The sequence below is a fragment of the Dactylosporangium roseum genome (assembly GCF_025264685.1).
Lineage (GTDB): Bacteria > Actinomycetota > Actinomycetes > Mycobacteriales > Micromonosporaceae > Dactylosporangium > Dactylosporangium roseum.
On sequence record NZ_CP073721.1, the window covers coordinates 2384108 to 2399651 of the forward strand.

Here is a 15544-nt window from a genome sequence, read left to right on the forward strand (position 1 = left end):
CATGAGGCGGTGCGACTCGGGTCACTCTTGCCGGTTGCCAGAGCATCCGGCCTGGTGCACGTAACCTTGGGCAGTGAGTCCGAGCCTGTTGCGCGCCGCGGCGGCCTCCGTCGCGGCGCAACGCGTCCGGTTCGGCATCCGCCTGCTCCGCGACTGGCGGCTCACCGTCGCGTGGGGCAAGTCGCTGCTGCGCAGCGGCGTGACCAGTTTCGTGGTCCTCGCCGTCACCTTCTGGCTGCTGCCCGGGGTCCGGGCCACCGGCGGCCCGGCCGCCCTGGTGGAGCTGACCGTGCTCCTCGCGGTCATCGGCACGCTGATGCGGCTCGTCCTGCTCGGTGTCGCCGTGGTCGTCGGCGGGATCGGGGTGCTCGTCGTCGGGGTGATGGTCCAGGCCCTGGTCATGTTCACCGCCCTGCGTCTCGCCGAGGGGGTGAGCGCCGGCAGCTTCGTCGACGCCTGGGTCGCGAGCTGGCTCGCCGCCGTGCTCACCGCGCTGGTCAACTGGCTGGCCGACGCGGGGAGCGAGGACGTCTTCCTCGGCCAGGCGCTGCGGCAGATGGCCCGGCGGCAGGGTGACCGGCCGGCGACCGAGCCCGGGGTGCTCGTCGTGCAGCTCGACGGGCTCTCCGCGCCGCTGCTGTCCTGGGCGGTCAAGGCCGGCAACCTGCCCAACCTCGGCAAGTGGCTGCGCACCGGCACGCACTCGCTCGTGCCCTGGCACACCGGGATGCCCGCGACCACGCCCGCCAGCCAGGCCGGCATCCTGCACGGGTCGGAAGGGCAGATCCCGGCCTTCCGGTGGTACGAGAAGGAGACCGGCCGCCTGGTCGTCACCAACCGGCCCCGGGACGCCGCCGACGTGGAGGCGCGCATCTCCACCGGCCGCGGCCTGCTCGCCGACGGTGGCGCCAGCGTCAGCAACGTCTTCTCCGGCGACGCGCCGACGAGCCTGCTCACGTTCAGCAACGCCGCCCTGCCCGGCCGCTCCGCCCGCGGCTACCTGGCGTTCATCGCCAGCCCGTACGGCTTCGCCCGGGCGATCGTGCTGTCGGTCGGCGAGATGCTGAAGGAGATCCAGCAGGCCCGCCGCCAGCGGTTCCGCAACGTATACCCGCGGGTGCCGCGTACGGGTGCTTACGTCGCCCTGCGCGCCGTCACCAACGTCCTGCTCCGCGACCTCAACGTGTCGCTGATCTCCGAGCAGATGAGCAAGGGCACCCCGGTGATCTTCTGCGACTTCGTCGACTACGACGAGGTCGCCCACCACGCCGGCCCCCTGCGCCCCGAGGCGCTGCAGACCCTCGAAGGGCTCGACCGGGTTCTCGGCACCCTGCACCGGCTGACGAAGGTCGCCGGCCGCAAGTACGAGATCGTCGTGCTTTCCGACCACGGCCAGAGCCAGGGCTCGACGTTCAGCCAGCGGTACGGCCTGCCGCTCGAACGCCTCGTCGCCGACCTCGCCGGCGGGGTGAGCTGCGCCGCGAAGGGCGGCACCAACGACGAGGACTGGGGCCGTGCCAACACGCTGCTCGCCGGCATGTCGAACCAGACCCGCTCGTGCGGGCCGGTGCTGCCGCCCGCCGCCGGCGAGGTGATCACCGTCGCGTCCGGCAACCTCGCCATGCTGTACCTCACCGACGTCTCGGGGAAGGCCGACCTCGAGGCGATCGACCAGCGGCGCCCCGGTCTCGTCGAGGGCCTCGCCAAGCACCCCGGCATCGGGCTCGTCGTCGGGGAGTCGGCCACCGATGGGCCGGTCGCGATCGGCGCCGAGGGCCGCCACCTGCTGCGCGACGGCGCCGTCGAGGGCGTCGACCCGCTGCGGCCGTACGGGCCGCACGCCGCCGCCGACCTGCTCGCCCACCAGCGGACCGCCCACGTCGGCGACCTGGTCCTCGTCAGCCGGGTCGACCGGGGTACCGAGGAGGTCGCCGCGTTCGAGGAGTTGGTCGGCTCGCACGGCGGGATCGGCGGCTGGCAGACCGAGGCGGTGCTCGTCCACCCGGCGCACTGGCCCGGCCCGCAGGAGCCGCCCGTCGGACCGGTCGCCGTGCACCGGGAACTCGTCCGGTGGCTCGACGAGCTGGGCCTGCGTGTCCCGCCGGCGGTCCCGACGCCCCGCCCCGGTGACGTGTCGGAGATGTCGGCACCGGCTGACCGTCCCTTGTGGATCAGGATTCGACGTGGTTGGATCGATGGACTTCGCCTCGTGGAGGGACCTCGACATGACCGCCGCGCGCCCCTGGAACTGGGAGGATCCGCAGGAGCTCGCGGCCACCGTCGACCTGTTCACCGCGGACCTCGCGCGGGTCGGCAAGGTTTCCCCGCTGCTCACCGCGCCGCTGCTCACCCGCGAGCACCTCGACCAGTTGGGCGTGTTCGCCGAGCACCTGATCGAGCACGTGTCGCTGCGCGCCGGCATCGCGTAGCTGACGGAGGTGCGCCGGATCCTGCGCCCGGGTGGTCTGCTGCGCCTGACGACCCCCGATCTGCGGGTGTACGCGCAGAGTTACGTCAACGGCGACGGTTTCTTCGCCAAGCACCGCCGCCGGATGAACCGCGCCCTGACCGGCGTGGCCCCGGCGATGCCGGCCCGCGGCGCGTTCATGTTCAACCAGTTGTTCTACGTCTACGGCCACCGCTGGCTCTACGACCTGGAAGAGTTGCGGCACGCGCTGACGACGGCCGGTTTCGACGAGTCGGGCATCACCGTGCGCGCGTATCGCGAGGGCGCCCGTCAGGACGTGGCCGACCTCGACCAGGTGCTCCGCAACGACGAGTCCATCTACGTGGAGGCCACGGCCTGACGCCGCTCAGGCGTCGGCGGAGACGCGGGCCTCGCGGCGGCGGCGGAGCCAGCCGGCCACCTGGGTCACCACCAGGGCGATGACGACCGCCGCCACCACGCCCTGCCACGGTTGCGGGAAGACGCTGCGGCCGAGGAGGCCGATCGCGGCGTACGTGGCCGACCACAGCGCGCACGCGCCGACGTTCGAGACGATGAACGTCCGCCAGGACAACCCGACGACCGCCGCGGTGAGCAGCACCGGGATGCGCCCGCCCGGGAGCAGCCGCGAGATCAGCAGGGCGGTGACCGGCTGGGCGCGCAGCCGACCGCGCACCGTGGCGGCCAGGCGGAGCGGCTCACGCAGCATCCGCAGCCGCCGGGTCAGCGCCTCCCCGCCGGCCCGGCAGATCGCGAACGTCACCGCGTCGCCGAGGTACGCCCCGAGCCCGCCGACGGCGACGACGGCCAGCAGCGCCAGCGGGCTGCGGTGGGCGGCGACGACGGCGGTCGCGCTCACCGCTGCGCCGGTCGGCAGCACCGGCACGGTCGAGCCGACGGCCACGATCGCGAACAGCGCGGCGAGTGCCGCGATCACCCCTTCGAGTGTCGTCACGGGCGTGACGCCAGGGAAAGGCTCTCGCCGGGGGCGAGCACGTCAACGGCGGTCTCCGGGGCGAGGTGCGCGGTGTGCGCGGCGAACTCGTCACCGGGTCGCGCGAACCGGTCGGGCCGCACCCGCGCGCACCCGACCGGCCAGAGCGTGCCCCAGTGGATCGGGACCGCCCGCCCCGGCCCGATCAGCCGCATCGCCTCCGCGGCGCCGGCCGGGTCGAGGTGGCCCGGGCCGAGGGTCCAGCCCCAGCCCCAGACCGGCACGAGCGCCAGGTCGACCGGCCCGATCGCCTTCATCTCGTCGAACAGCCCGGTGTCGCCGCCGAACCAGGCCGACCGGCTGCCGCTGACGACGTATCCGAGCGCGATCGCGCGGACCCGCGACCTCGGCGTCCGCCCGCCGTCGTGGCTGGCCGGCACGGCGCGGACGCACAGTTCCCCGACGGTGGTCTCCTCGCCGGGTGCCAGCTCGACCAGGTCCCGCTCACCGAGGCGCGCCCGCAGGAACGGCGCCGAACCCTTCGGCACGATGAGCCTGGTCCGCCGCGGCAGCATGCGCAGCGAGGGCAGGTCGCAGTGATCACCGTGCAGGTGGGAGATGACCACGGCGTCGGGCGGCGCGGACAGCTCCGGCCGCGGGCCGCGCCGCCGGTGGAGGTGCGCCAGCCGGTTCCGCAGCACCGGGTCCGTGAGAATCGTGGTCCCGCGGTCCTGGATCGCGACGGTCGCATGCCCCCACCAGGTGACGTCCATGCACACAGTTTGCCTGCTCGCTCCCCGGATCCGCACCGGCGGGCCGCCGCCCGGCCGGCGCGTTCCGGCCCGGGCGGCGGTCGTGCTGCGTGTGCTGGAGCGGAACCGCCGCCTACGACCTGGAGCCGTAGGACTCCGACAGGTCGCGGACGGCGGTCGGGGCCGACGGGTCCAGCGCCGCCTCGACCGCGAACGACTCCATCTCGGTCAGCAGGGCGTGGAGGTCCTCGATCGCCAGGGCGGCGGTGTCGACCTCCGTGGTGATCTGCACCGTGTCCGGGACGTCGTCGACGTTGATCATCAGTTCCTCGTTGAAGAATCCCATCGGCCGCTCCAGCACGACCGCCGTCTCGGCGCGGGCCGCGACGATCTCGTCGCCGGACGGCACCGCGCCCGCCGTGGCGGTGCGGAGCGTCGCCCGCCGGTCGTTGTAGAACACCGCCAGGTCGACCGGCTCGCCGCGCTCCTTGGCGATCCGCTTGATCAGGGCCAGGCGGGCGCCCGGTTCGTAGTATGCGTACTTCGACGCGGTCGTCGACGCCTGCCGCGCCCGCCGGACGGCCTCTCCGGCGTCGACCCCGGCCACGTCGAGGACCACCAGGCCGTTCTGCGCCAGGGGGCTCACCACATCGGCGAGGCCGGGGCGGAAGCGGTTGCCGACGATCACCTGCGACACGAACGGCGCGCCGCCGGTGACCCGGCCGAACGCGACGGCGTATGCGGCGAGCAGGACCGGCGCCGCGTCGACGCCGAGCCGGGCGGCGAGCCGCTCGCCGGCCAGCAGCAGCGCCCGCGACCGCCACACCACCTGGCGGAACCGCGGCTCCCCCCGATCCGCGGCCGGCGCGAACCGCCGGGGTCGGATGCTGCGGAGGTGGCCCTCCCAGTACCGGATCGCGCTGTCGGTCTGGCCCTGCGCACCCCGTTCGAGCTGCGCCGCCACCAGGTCGAACGGCTGCATCGCGGGGTACGGCCCGGTGGGCTCCCGCGTCGCCGGGTCGCGCTCGCCCAGCTCGCGGATCATGGTGGCGAGCCCGTTGCCGTCGGTGGCGAGGTGGCAGACGAGGACGATCACGTGTGTGACGGCGCCGCCCTGGCGGACCACCGCCATCCGGATCGGCCACTCGTAGGCGTAGTCGAAGTTCCGCGCCTTCCACTCCGCGAACACGGCGTCGGCGACGGCGGCCGGGTCCTCGCCGGGCCGGGCGTCGTGGACCCACATGGTCGCCTCGCCCGAGCCGAAGACCTCCTGGGTCACCTCGCCGTCGTGGCCGAACCGCAGCTTGCTGCGCATCGACCCGTACCGACTCATGAAGAACCGCAGCTCGGCGGCGAAGTCCTCGACCGTCCGGCCGTCCAGGACCGGCACGACACCGCCCATGCTCATCGACGAGTCGACCTCGACCATGGCCCGCCACACCTGCTGCTGACCCCACGTGAGTCCGCCGACACCGGCGCCGTTGCCCTCGAACGGGACGATGATCTGCTCCACCATTCCGGCCTCCCGATGCCGCGGCGTGCCCCGTGCACACCGGTTCCCGGGCGATGCTGCCACAGCGATCGACGGAGATCGTATCGACCAAAGGGACTCGACTCAGACAACAACGACCGATACCGCCCCCACTCCCCACCCCCCGATTTGCGTTGATCTTGCAGTTGTGGTGCCGCGACACTCCCTGAATGCCGGGTTTGTCAGGCACCACAACTGCAAGATCAACGCAGTCCCCGGGGGGGTCATCGGGTTGGGGTGAATGTCTCGACCGTGTTGGTGCCGTTGAGTGCCTCGGCCGGGTTGTAGCCGCCGATCACGAAGATGGAGCCGCGGCCGGAGGCGAGCGCCATGCCGGCACGGGGCATCGTCAGCTTCGGCAGCAGGGGCGTCTTGGACTGGTCCGCGCACCACCAGTCGTACACCTCCGAGCCGTTGTGGCCGCCCAGCACGCAGAGGCCGATGCCCTCGATCTTGACGGCCGCGGCGCCCTCGCGGGGATGGTCGAGCTTGCGGCCGTCGGAGTCCACGACCTTCCGTTGCCGCAGGACGTCGACGTCGTCGTACTTCTCGTTCCTGCGCTGGAAGACCCCGCCGACGAAGAGGACCGTCCCGGCCCCGTCACTCACCGCGGCGAGTTTCTCCCGCGGCTTGCTCAGGTTGCCGACGACCTGCCATTCGGTGCCGTCCTTGCTCAGCCCCCAGATCGTGTCCTTGGCCATGCCGTCCTTGCCCGTGCCGCCCGCGTAGACGATGCCCTGCCCGTCCCACACCGCGGCGCCCGAGTTGCGCGGCTCGGGCAGCGGGACCTTCGCCGCCCAGTCGCCGTTCTTGTCCAGCCGCAACACCTGGTCGCTGGCGCCGTCGGCGGTCCAGCCGCCGATCACCCACAGCGATCCCACCGGGTCCACGACGACACCCATGTGGCTGGTCGGCACGGGAAGGCCGGGTCCCTTCGTCCAGGTGCCCTGGTCGCCCTGTTCCAGGTCGTAGATCCACACCGACGCGAGATGCTTGCGCGGTTCCACGGCGGTGAACCCGCCGATGACGTAGAGCTTCGTGCCGACGACGGCGGCGCCGGCGGCCTCGATCCCGACCTTCGTGCCGTCGGCCTCGGTGGGGACGTCCGGCAACCGCTTCCACGAGCCGATCGGCTCGACATCGGTGCCGCCGCTGTCGTCCCTGTCCCGGAACGCGGTCAGCGCCCAGATGCCGCCACCGATGAGCACGAGCAGCGCGACGAGCCCGGCGAGCAGCGCGCGGCGGTTGCGGCCCCGCGCCGGAGGAGCCTCGCCGCCCGGCTCCACGGCGACGTTCGCCATTGTCGCCGTGGGCGAGACCGGCGCGCCGGCGGCGGCGAACGCGGGGGACACCGGGACCGCCGAGACCGGCACGTGCGAGCCGGGCTGCGCGGAGACCGGCTGGGCGGAGACCGGCTGGGCGGACACGGGCTGGGCCGACACGGGCTGCGCGGAGACCGGCTGCGCGGAGACCGGCTGCGCGGAGACCGGCTGCGCGGAGACCGGCTGGGCCGACACGGGCTGGGCCGACACCGACGCGGCCGACGCGACCGGCACGGCGTTCGGCGAGCCGTACACAGGAGGCCGCGGTACAGGAGACCCGGGCCCCGTCGGCGGCGGCGGGTAACCCTGCGCCGGGTAGCCCTGTGGCGGCGTACCCTGATACGGGCCGGCCGGATAGTCCTGGGTGGGGTAGCCCTGCGGTGCCCGATGCCCGCCGCCGAAGGGGCCGCCCACCGACGCCGAGCCGGTCGCGACGCCGAGCCGGCCGTCGGTGCCGAGCTCCGCCGGGTGGACCACGGCGCCCTCGGCGACCGGCAGCTCCGGCTGCTCCAGCACCGTCGGCGCGATCCGCAGCTCGCGGTGCAGCATCCGGGCGACGAGCGGCACGCGTGACGAACCGCCGACGAGCATGATGCCGGCGAGCTGGTCGGTCTCGAGGTGGCACTCCTGGACGACCCGGGCGGTCTCCGCGACGGTACGGCGGATCATCGGCCCGATCCGCCGCTCCAGCTCCTCACGGGTGAGGTGGAGCGCGGCCTCGACACCCGGCACGGACACCGGCGCGACCGTGGTGCGCGACAGCATCTCCTTCGCGCCGCGGATGTCCTCCCAGAACAGCCGCCGGTCGCGGCGGTCCTGGGAGGACACCGGCTGATCGAGGCGGCGCCACGCGTCCGGCTGGGTCGTGCGCAGCACCTCGCCGAGGAGTTCGACGAGCGCCGCGTCGATGTCGAGGCCGCCGACGTCCTCCAGGCCGCCGGAGCCGATGACGGTGAAGCCCTGCTCGTCGTTGCGCACGACCGCGACGTCGACGGTGCCGCCGCCGAAGTCGTAGACGGCCATGGCCGAGCCGCGGGGCAGCGGGTGGTTGAGCGCGCTGATGAAGTACCGCGCCGCGGCGACCGGCTCGGGCACCAGGCTCACCTGCGGGAAGCCGGCCGCGACCGCGGCGTCGTGCAGCAGGGAGCGACGCATCCGGCCCCACGACGCCGGATAGGTCAGCACCGCGGTCGGCGGGAACCGGGTGATCTCGCCGACCCCGGCGGCGACGCTGCGCAGCACCGCGGTCAGCAGGTGCACGGTCGGCACCTCGACGTCGCCGAGGAGCACCGTCGGGTCGCCGAGGCGGCGCTTCGGGTTGGGCTCGAAGCGGCCCGGGTCGAGCTGGGCGAGCCGCTGGGCGTCGCGACCGACCGCGAGCTGCCCGTTGTCCTGCATGAAGACGGCCGACGGCATCAGCGGTGCGCCGTCGAAGAGCACGGGGCGCCGGCGCCCGTCCGGGGACCGGATCACGGCGACCGTGTTGGAGGTGCCGAGGTCGATGCCGACGACGAAGCCGCTCATCACGACGACCTCCTCATGATGTGCTGCTCCCTGTCCGAATCGATGACGGTGGCGATGGCGGTGGCACGGTACGACGACAACCGCTACCCCGATCGGGACGCCGGCAGCGCGGTGCGGGGCACCTGGGACGGGGACCACCGGGTGTCGAAGTACGGCTGCGCCACACCCTCGGCGAACGCCTCCGACGCGGCCTTCGACGCCGCGATGCGCCAGTCGGTCTCCTTGACCGACTCGTACCACAGGAAGCCGATGATCTCCGGGTGCTTCGGCAGTGTCCGCAGCAGGTCCGCGATCCACTCGGCCTTGCGTCCGGCCTCGTCCGTGGCGGCGACCTCGGTGACCACGACCGGCCGCTTGGAGACCGACTTCAGCTCGTCGAGCGTGGGCCGGTAGATCTGCTCGAAGGTGCGGTACTGCTCCATGTGGGCGGTGCCGTAGTACCCCGAGAGGCCGACCCAGTCGACGTAGGCGTCACCGGGGTACACCTGCGACAGCGGCGTCGAGTTGGCGTACCGGACGTTCGGGCTCCACACCCAGATCACGTTCCGCGCGCCGGCCGCCTCGAACAGGTCGTGCACGTGCCGCCAGGCGGCCACGTAGTCGCCGCGCCGGTTGCCGTTGGCGGACTCGCACCAGGGGTACCAGTACCCGTTCATCTCGTGCGCGAACCGGATCGCCACCGGATATTCCAGGTCCTTGATCCCGTCGGCCCAGGCCCGGATGTACGGGTCGAACGCCCCGTCCGTGATCCTCGCCAGCCGGTACTCGGGCTGCGTGCCGCGTTCGGCGTCCACATCGGACTCCCCGCGGTAGTTCCACGGCTCCCAGCCGAGCATCGGGAGCATGCCCCGGTTGACGATCCGGTCGAACGGCTGCCGGTCGAACGTCTTGTGGACCGCCCAGCCGCGGGCGAACATCATCACCTGCGGCTGCTTCCCGGCCGCCCGTACGAAGCCGGTGAAGTCGGTGAGGTCGCCGGGGCCGCGGTCGGTGAAGACGCCGAAGAAGGCCTTGCCCGCCGGCGGGAACAGCACCGGGTCCGAGGACCGCGGTCCCGGCGTGAACGTCGGCAGCGGCTCGGCGACCTTCTCCTCCCAGCGCGCGGACGGCGACGTCATGGCCTCGACACGCGGCGCGACCACGAAGACGTAGCCGCCGATGAGCAGCAGCGCGAGGGCCATGACGCGGGGCAGCGTGATCATGCGGTGCCTCCGCGCGTGGGTGCGGCGGCGGGTCGCAGGCCGGCCGTCGGTACCGCCGGAATCCTCGGAACGGTGGGCAGGTCGGACACGTCGATCGACCCGTGCGCCGGGGCGGTGCCCTTGATCTTGATGAGGAGCGTCGGCGGCGCGTCCTCGACCTCGGGCTCCGTGGCGCGCCGGTCGCGCAGCCAGGTGCACCACGCGATGAGCGGCGGCAGCACGCCGACGAGCACGCTGACGGCGGCCCACAGGCGCAGGGCCAAGGAGTCGTACCCGAACCAGGCGCTCGAGCCGAGCAGCGCGCCGCCGATGAGCGCCCAGAGGGCGTGCGTGCGGAACGACTTCGGCCCGTCGACGCTGCGCAGGCGACCCTTCGCCGTCACCGCGTAGGCGAGCGGCCTGCGCAGTAGCGCCGCCGCGCCCGCCGCCACGTAGATCGGCACGGCGAACAGCGCGAGCAGCATGCCGTGGACGCCGAGCTCCTTGCGCTCGTGCCGGGCCAGGTTGAAGCGGCGCAGCCACAGCCACAACATCGCCCAGGTGCCCATGCTCACCGACCACAGGCCGAGCCACGGCCGCCAGTCGACGTCGGCCGCGTTGATGCCGAGACCGAGGTACGTGCCGGTGGCCGCGACGCCGGACACCGCGGCGAGGGCGACGCTCGGATAGTAGGACTGGACGAGGCCGTAGCACAGCCGCTGCCCGGCGCCGAGCTTGCGCAGGTGCGGCCGGCTGCGGCGCAGCAGGATCTCCCACACCCCGTAGGCCCAGCGCTTCTGCTGGTTGAAGTAGTCGGTCCAGCTCGTCGGGCCCTCGCCGATCGCGATGACGTCGGGCGTGTAGACGCCCTTCCAGCGGCGGTCGGTGAGCGGGTTCCGCGCGCCCATCACGACCATGCTCGTGAGGTGGTCCTCGATGATCGAGTCCTGGTAGCCGTCGATGATGGCCCAGGCGAGCGGCCGGTAGAGGTGGTTGGTGCCGATGAGCAGCGGCGCGTTCAACCCGTTGCCGCCGCGCTCGATGAGGCCGCTGAAGAGGTACTGCTGGACCGAGGCGCCGTGTACGACCCAGCCGTCGTACATGTTGCCGTACACCTGCGGGGCGACGACGAACGCGACGTCGGGGTCGCGGAAGTAGCCGACGGTGCGCTCGAGGAAGCTCGGCAGCGGCACGTGGTCGGGATCCATTTGCGCGACGACGTCGTAGACGTGCTCGTGGGTGGCCCGCCAGGCGTTGTGGTTGCCCGACTTGGTCTTCGCCCGGAACGCCCCGTGCTCCTGGTTGAACCGGGGCTGGCCCTTGCGGCTGAAGTGGTGGACGCCGAGCCGCTTGGCCATCGCCTTGACCCGCGGGTCGTCGCCCTCGTCGAGGATCCAGATGTCGACCTGCCCGGCGTACCGGACCTTCTGCATCGCCATCAGGGAGCGCTCGACGACGTCGATGGGCTCCTTCGACGGTACGATCGTCGTCAGCATCGCGATGCGCAGGCCCTGTTCCGGCACCATCGGCACCGGATCGCGCGCCTTCCAGGCGAAGACCCACACCGCGAGGTTCTGCAGCAGGCGCACGCCCTCGACGAGCACCACGAAGCAGAAGGCGATCCGCGCCGCGATCACGTGCCAGTCGCCGGGCCCGACCAGCGGCATGTCCGGTCCGGGGATGTGCCGGGGCAGGACGAGCCAGCCGAGGAAGACCAGCCCGGTGAGGAAATTGGCCGAGATGAGCAGCGACAGCATGACCCGCTGCGCCGGACGGGCCGTGCGCCGGAAGACGACGGGCAGGTGCGGCCCCGCCGGAGTGGTCAGCGGCCCGGTCAGGGTGTTGCACGCCTCGTAGGCGCGCTGTGTCTCGGCGAGTTTCCGCTGCTGCCGCGCTCTGCGCCGCTGGGCGCGGGTGGGTTTCCCGGCGGTCACGGCGCGCTTCGGGGTCGCCTGTCGGGGCACGACGGTGTCCAGCAACGACCCGGCCTCCGATCTTTTCCGCTGGAAATGATGATTCGGCGTCCCATGGATGGATGCACCGCCGATCGTAGGCCGGGTGGTCATCCAGCGGAATCGCGAAAGTGTTCCGGTGACTCGATATCGAAACTGGCCGCAAGCAGGCGTTTCCCGAGATTTCGAGCGAGAATGTAGTGGATCCGACAGGACATGTCCGTGCATTCTGCGCGAGCCCGGCGATCACTTTTCGGAACCATTCCATTGTTGGTCCGTCACGTGGTGCTGATCATGTGCGGCGTTGACTGGGTGCTGTCAATTTCCCGACGAATCCGCGTCGATTTTCGGCACCTCCCGGCGCGCGGCGGTCCCGGGCCGGCCGCGGCTCCGCGAGCCGGAGCCCCGGCGCGATCCGTCGCCGTGCCGCTCGGCCTCATGATCATGGGAAAGTTCCGGCTGCCCCGGGCGAGCGTGTCTCCCGCACCGTTCGCCGGCTCGTTGCGCGTCGATCTTGCAGTTGTGGTGCCGAGACACTCCCTGAATGCCCGGCTTGTCAGGCACCACAACTGCAAGATCGACGCGCAGGTGGTGCGTCGGACCGTCGAGGAGGAAGCCCGGATCGCCGCGGGGGGGGCGGGGGCGTCGTCCATGGCGGTGGTGGCTGGACCGGTGGGCGGTCGTGGGCGGGTTCCAGCTCGGTGGAGATTCCGGGTCCGCGCGGGGTGACCACGTACCCTGTTCGACGGGCGGCGGGGGCAGTGGCAGAAGGGGCGGTGGGGATGACGGGTTACGTGCCCGGGGAGTGGCTCGCGTTCGCCGGCAAGAACGTCTGGGCCCTCGCGAACGTCCAGCCCGGCGACCCGGAGACGGACGAGTGCTGGAAGCTCGTCCAGGCGGGTGCGACGGCCGCCGAGATCGCGGGCGTGCTGTCCGGCGGCTCGTTCGGCACCGCGTCGTTCGTGGTTGTCCGCGCCGACGCGTACGGCGCCCGGGCGCTGGTCCGGGGCGACGCCCACGCCGAGGTGCTCGACGTCGACGGGTACACCGTCTCGGTCCGGGCCGCGGACGGCGCGGGCCGGGACGTGTTCCGGCCGGCCGCCACCATCCGTCTCGACGGTCCGCGACCGCTCGGGACGGCGCCGGCCGAGTTGCCCCTGGAGCGGGGGGTCGTCCTGGCGTCGTCGCTCACGGTGCGCCTGACCGAGCCGGTGGAATACGCCGACGAGCCGGAGCCCACCGAGCAACCGGTGCCCGCGCAGCGGATGGCCGCCGAACAGCCGGCCTTCACCGAGCGGCCGGCGCCGCCGTCCGCCGAGGAGTCGCCCTCGGCCCTCACCGAGCCCACGTCCTGGGTCGCCCGGGCCACTCCGGCAGGGTCGGCGGCCGCCCGGGCCACGGTGGCCCGGGCCGCTGTGCCCGGAGCCTCGACCGACCGCGCCGCGCCGGCCGTGTCCTCGTCCGGCCCGGTCGCCGTGTCCGAGGGCCGGCACGGGGCGACGATCGCCGCCGTGCGGTGCCCGGTCGGTCATGTGAACCCGCCGGGGTCGGTGCTCTGCCGGGTGTGCCGGATCCCGGTGCCGCGCCAGACCCCGGTCCAGGTCGACCTGCCGCTGCCCGGCGTGCTCCGGCTGCCCGGCGGCGAAACGGTACCGCTGGACCGGCGAATCATCCTGGGCCGCGCGCCCGGCGCACCGGACCCCGGCCTGCCCGATCCGGCCCACCACGTCACGGTCACCAGCCCGGACAACGGCATCTCCCGGCGGCACGTCGAGATCCGCGTCGAGGGCTGGGACGTCATCGCCGTGGACCTGGGCTCCCGCAACGGCACGATCGTGCAGCAGCCCGGTGAACGGCCGGTCGAGCTGCCGGCCCGGGGCAGCCAGACGCTGCGCCCCGGCGCCGCCGTGGTCCTCACCGACCAGGTCTCGATCCGCTACGAGCTGACCGGGTGAGCGCGGCGGCGAGCGCCGCGGCCGGGAACCTCATGCCCGCCGGCAAGGACGAGGACGACGAGCCCGGCCCGCGGGCGCGGCGGGGTCCTGCGGCGCCTGCGCTTCCTCGCGCTCCCGCCCATCCCCTGAGTGTTCATCATGGCGTTGACCCCGTGAGGGAAGGGCCTGCTCGCCGACGGGCGGTCCACCGTGGAGCGGGCCGCCACCGCCAGCATCCTCACCACGCTGACCGCCGGGCCGGACGGCGGCCTGTCGGCGACCGTCACGCCGGCCGCCGGCGGCGCCAAGGCCGGCCCCGTCGACCTGCAGTTGGTCGGCAAGCGGAGCGGGCAGGTCGCGCTGGTGTCGTTCGAGGTGCGCGCGTAGGCATTGGTCCACTCCGGCGGCCGCCGGGTGGTCCTTCCGCCGGGCGCCGGGGCTCGGGCAGCATGATCCGTCGTGGACTTCCGGCACCATGACGACCTCTGGCACGATTTTCCCGCGTTGGTACCGGCTGTGCTGCTCATCGACGGCGTCACGCCCGACGCCGACGTCAGCGCCGCGGTCGCCGAGCACACCGCGGCGGCCCGCGCCCGGCTGGCGGCGGGCTCCGAGGCGGAGCTGCCGCAGATCCAGGCGTGGCGGAGGGCGTTCGCGGCGCAGGGGCTCAAGCCCACGCAGTACCGTTGCGCCTCGGAATCGCTGCTGCGCCGGCTGCGCAGGGAGGGTGAGCTGCCCCGGCTCCACCCGCTGGTAGACCTGTGCAACGCGGTCTCGGCCGCGTTCGCGATCCCGGTCGCGGCGCTGGACGTCACCCGGATCGGCGGGGACCTCGAGGTGCGATACGCGGACGGCAGCGAGAAGTACGAGACCTTCGGCGGCGAGCTCGAGCACCCGGACCCGGGGGAGGTCGTGTTCGCCGACGCCGCGAACTTCGCGCACGCCCGCCGCTGGACCAACCGGCAGAGCGGACGCTCGGCGATCCGCCCGGCGACGACGACGGCGCTGATCGTCGCCGAGGGCCTGCACGAAACCGCGGCCTCGGACGTACCGCTGCTGCTCGACACCCTGGCCGGGGCGCTCCGCGCGGCGTGGCGGGCGGAACCCGCGACGGCGGTCCTGACCCGCGGCGCTCCGGTGTTCCGGGCCTGATTCCGGGCCTCGTTCGGGGCGGTGGGCTCATCCCGCGCGGATGGTGTGCCCGGCCCGGCGGGCGTGTGAGCGTGGGCTCAGACGGTGCTGTCTGAGGGGAGCCGATGGGACTCGGTGCGGCGATCGGCGCGGTCCTGTCGCCGGCGGTCGGCGTGGCGCTGAGCCCGTTGCCCGTCGTCGCGGTGACGCGCATCCTGGCTGCCGACAACGCGCTGCGCACCGGCCTGGCCCTGGCGGGCGGCTGGGTCGGCGGCCTGGCCGTCGCCACCGCGGCCGTGGTGGCCGTCGCCGAATCCGCGGGCGCCGGCGAGTCGCGCAACAGCGCGGCGATCGGCGCGCTGTTCCTGGCCTTCGGCATCTTCCTGCTGCTGCTGGCCGCGAGCGAGTGGCGGCGCCGGCCGAGACCGGGCCGGCAGCCGAAGCTGCCGGACTGGACGGCGGCGGTCGACACGATGCAACCTGTGACGGCGGCCGGGATCGGGGTCATGCTGTCCGCCGCGAACCCCAAGAACCTGTGTCTCCTGCTGGCCGCGGCGATGAGCATCGCCCGGCAGCATCCGGGTCCGGGGCAGGCGGTCGTCGCGGTGGCGGTGTTCGTCGTCGTCGGCAGCCTGACGGTGGCGGGTCCGGTCGTGGTCCTGCTGGCCCGCCACGACGGCGCCGTCCGGGCGTGGCTGTCGTCGCTGCGCGACTGGTTCCTGCGCGACCACGGCACGATCACCTTCATGACGCTGCTGCTCCTGGGCACGGTCCTCCTCGGCAGCGGCATCGCGACCGTCACCGCCTGACCGCGAACCGACCGACCGTCCCAGTGAC

11 protein-coding genes are annotated in these 15544 nt (G+C 73.0%); 5 read left to right on the plus strand and 6 right to left on the minus strand.

Annotated features, from left to right (window positions below):
* The first annotated feature begins 73 nt into the window (after window positions 1-73).
* Window positions 74-2890, plus strand: a complete 2817-nt coding sequence (locus tag Drose_RS11880; protein ID WP_260728227.1) for an alkaline phosphatase family protein — start codon at window positions 74-76, stop codon at window positions 2888-2890.
* Here Drose_RS11880 and Drose_RS11885 read toward each other — a convergent pair.
* The 6 genes from Drose_RS11885 to Drose_RS11910 form a co-directional block, all read right to left on the minus strand.
* Entirely contained in the window at window positions 2814-3401 is a 588-nt protein-coding gene (locus Drose_RS11885) for a DedA family protein (protein ID WP_260728228.1), read from the minus strand. The genes Drose_RS11880 and Drose_RS11885 overlap by 77 nt on opposite strands.
* Complete coding sequence (locus tag Drose_RS11890) at window positions 3398-4153, minus strand: MBL fold metallo-hydrolase (RefSeq protein ID WP_260728229.1); 756 nt, start codon at window positions 4151-4153, stop codon at window positions 3398-3400. Before Drose_RS11890 ends, Drose_RS11885 begins: the two co-directional genes overlap by 4 nt.
* Window positions 4154-4265: 112 nt before the next feature.
* A complete protein-coding gene (locus Drose_RS11895; RefSeq protein ID WP_260728230.1) occupies window positions 4266-5648 on the minus strand; it encodes a condensation domain-containing protein in 1383 nt (460 codons plus the stop codon).
* A 239-nt stretch (window positions 5649-5887) separates the two neighbouring features.
* On the minus strand, window positions 5888-8509 hold the full coding sequence (locus Drose_RS11900; RefSeq protein ID WP_260728231.1) for an Hsp70 family protein: 2622 nt from the start codon (window positions 8507-8509) through the stop codon (window positions 5888-5890).
* Between the two features lie 83 nt (window positions 8510-8592).
* Window positions 8593-9711 (minus strand): glycoside hydrolase family 26 protein, encoded by a 1119-nt coding sequence (locus Drose_RS11905; RefSeq protein ID WP_260728232.1) that lies wholly within the window; start codon window positions 9709-9711, stop codon window positions 8593-8595.
* The gene (locus Drose_RS11910) at window positions 9708-11669 is read right to left on the minus strand and encodes a glycosyltransferase (RefSeq protein ID WP_260728233.1); all 1962 of its coding nucleotides are present in this window, start codon (window positions 11667-11669) and stop codon (window positions 9708-9710) included. Before Drose_RS11910 ends, Drose_RS11905 begins: the two co-directional genes overlap by 4 nt.
* 755 nt (window positions 11670-12424) lie before the next feature.
* On the opposite strand from Drose_RS11910, the gene Drose_RS11915 reads away from it, so the two are divergent.
* The 4 genes from Drose_RS11915 (at window position 12425) to Drose_RS11930 (ending at window position 15516) form a co-directional block, all read left to right on the plus strand.
* The gene (locus tag Drose_RS11915) at window positions 12425-13597 is read left to right on the plus strand and encodes an FHA domain-containing protein (protein ID WP_260728234.1); all 1173 of its coding nucleotides are present in this window, start codon (window positions 12425-12427) and stop codon (window positions 13595-13597) included.
* A 189-nt stretch (window positions 13598-13786) separates the two neighbouring features.
* Window positions 13787-13963, plus strand: coding sequence for a hypothetical protein (locus Drose_RS11920; protein ID WP_260728235.1), 177 nt, complete (start codon window positions 13787-13789; stop codon window positions 13961-13963).
* A gap of 72 nt (window positions 13964-14035) precedes the next feature.
* Window positions 14036-14728, plus strand: coding sequence for a B3/B4 domain-containing protein (locus Drose_RS11925; RefSeq protein ID WP_260728236.1), 693 nt, complete (start codon window positions 14036-14038; stop codon window positions 14726-14728).
* Window positions 14729-14832: 104 nt separating this feature from the next.
* A complete protein-coding gene (locus tag Drose_RS11930) occupies window positions 14833-15516 on the plus strand; it encodes a GAP family protein (RefSeq protein WP_260728237.1) in 684 nt (227 codons plus the stop codon).
* Window positions 15517-15544: the final 28 nt, after the last annotated feature.

Coding starts and splice junctions, on each gene's coding strand:
- Drose_RS11890 (WP_260728229.1), bottom strand. CDS start 4,153: ATGGACGTCACCTGGTGGGGGCATGCGACCGTCGCGATCCAGGACCGC.
- Drose_RS11895 (WP_260728230.1), bottom strand. CDS start 5,648: ATGGTGGAGCAGATCATCGTCCCGTTCGAGGGCAACGGCGCCGGTGTC.
- Drose_RS11900 (WP_260728231.1), bottom strand. CDS start 8,509: ATGAGCGGCTTCGTCGTCGGCATCGACCTCGGCACCTCCAACACGGTC.
- Drose_RS11905 (WP_260728232.1), bottom strand. CDS start 9,711: ATGATCACGCTGCCCCGCGTCATGGCCCTCGCGCTGCTGCTCATCGGC.
- Drose_RS11915 (WP_260728234.1), top strand. CDS start 12,425: ATGACGGGTTACGTGCCCGGGGAGTGGCTCGCGTTCGCCGGCAAGAAC.
- Drose_RS11930 (WP_260728237.1), top strand. CDS start 14,833: ATGGGACTCGGTGCGGCGATCGGCGCGGTCCTGTCGCCGGCGGTCGGC.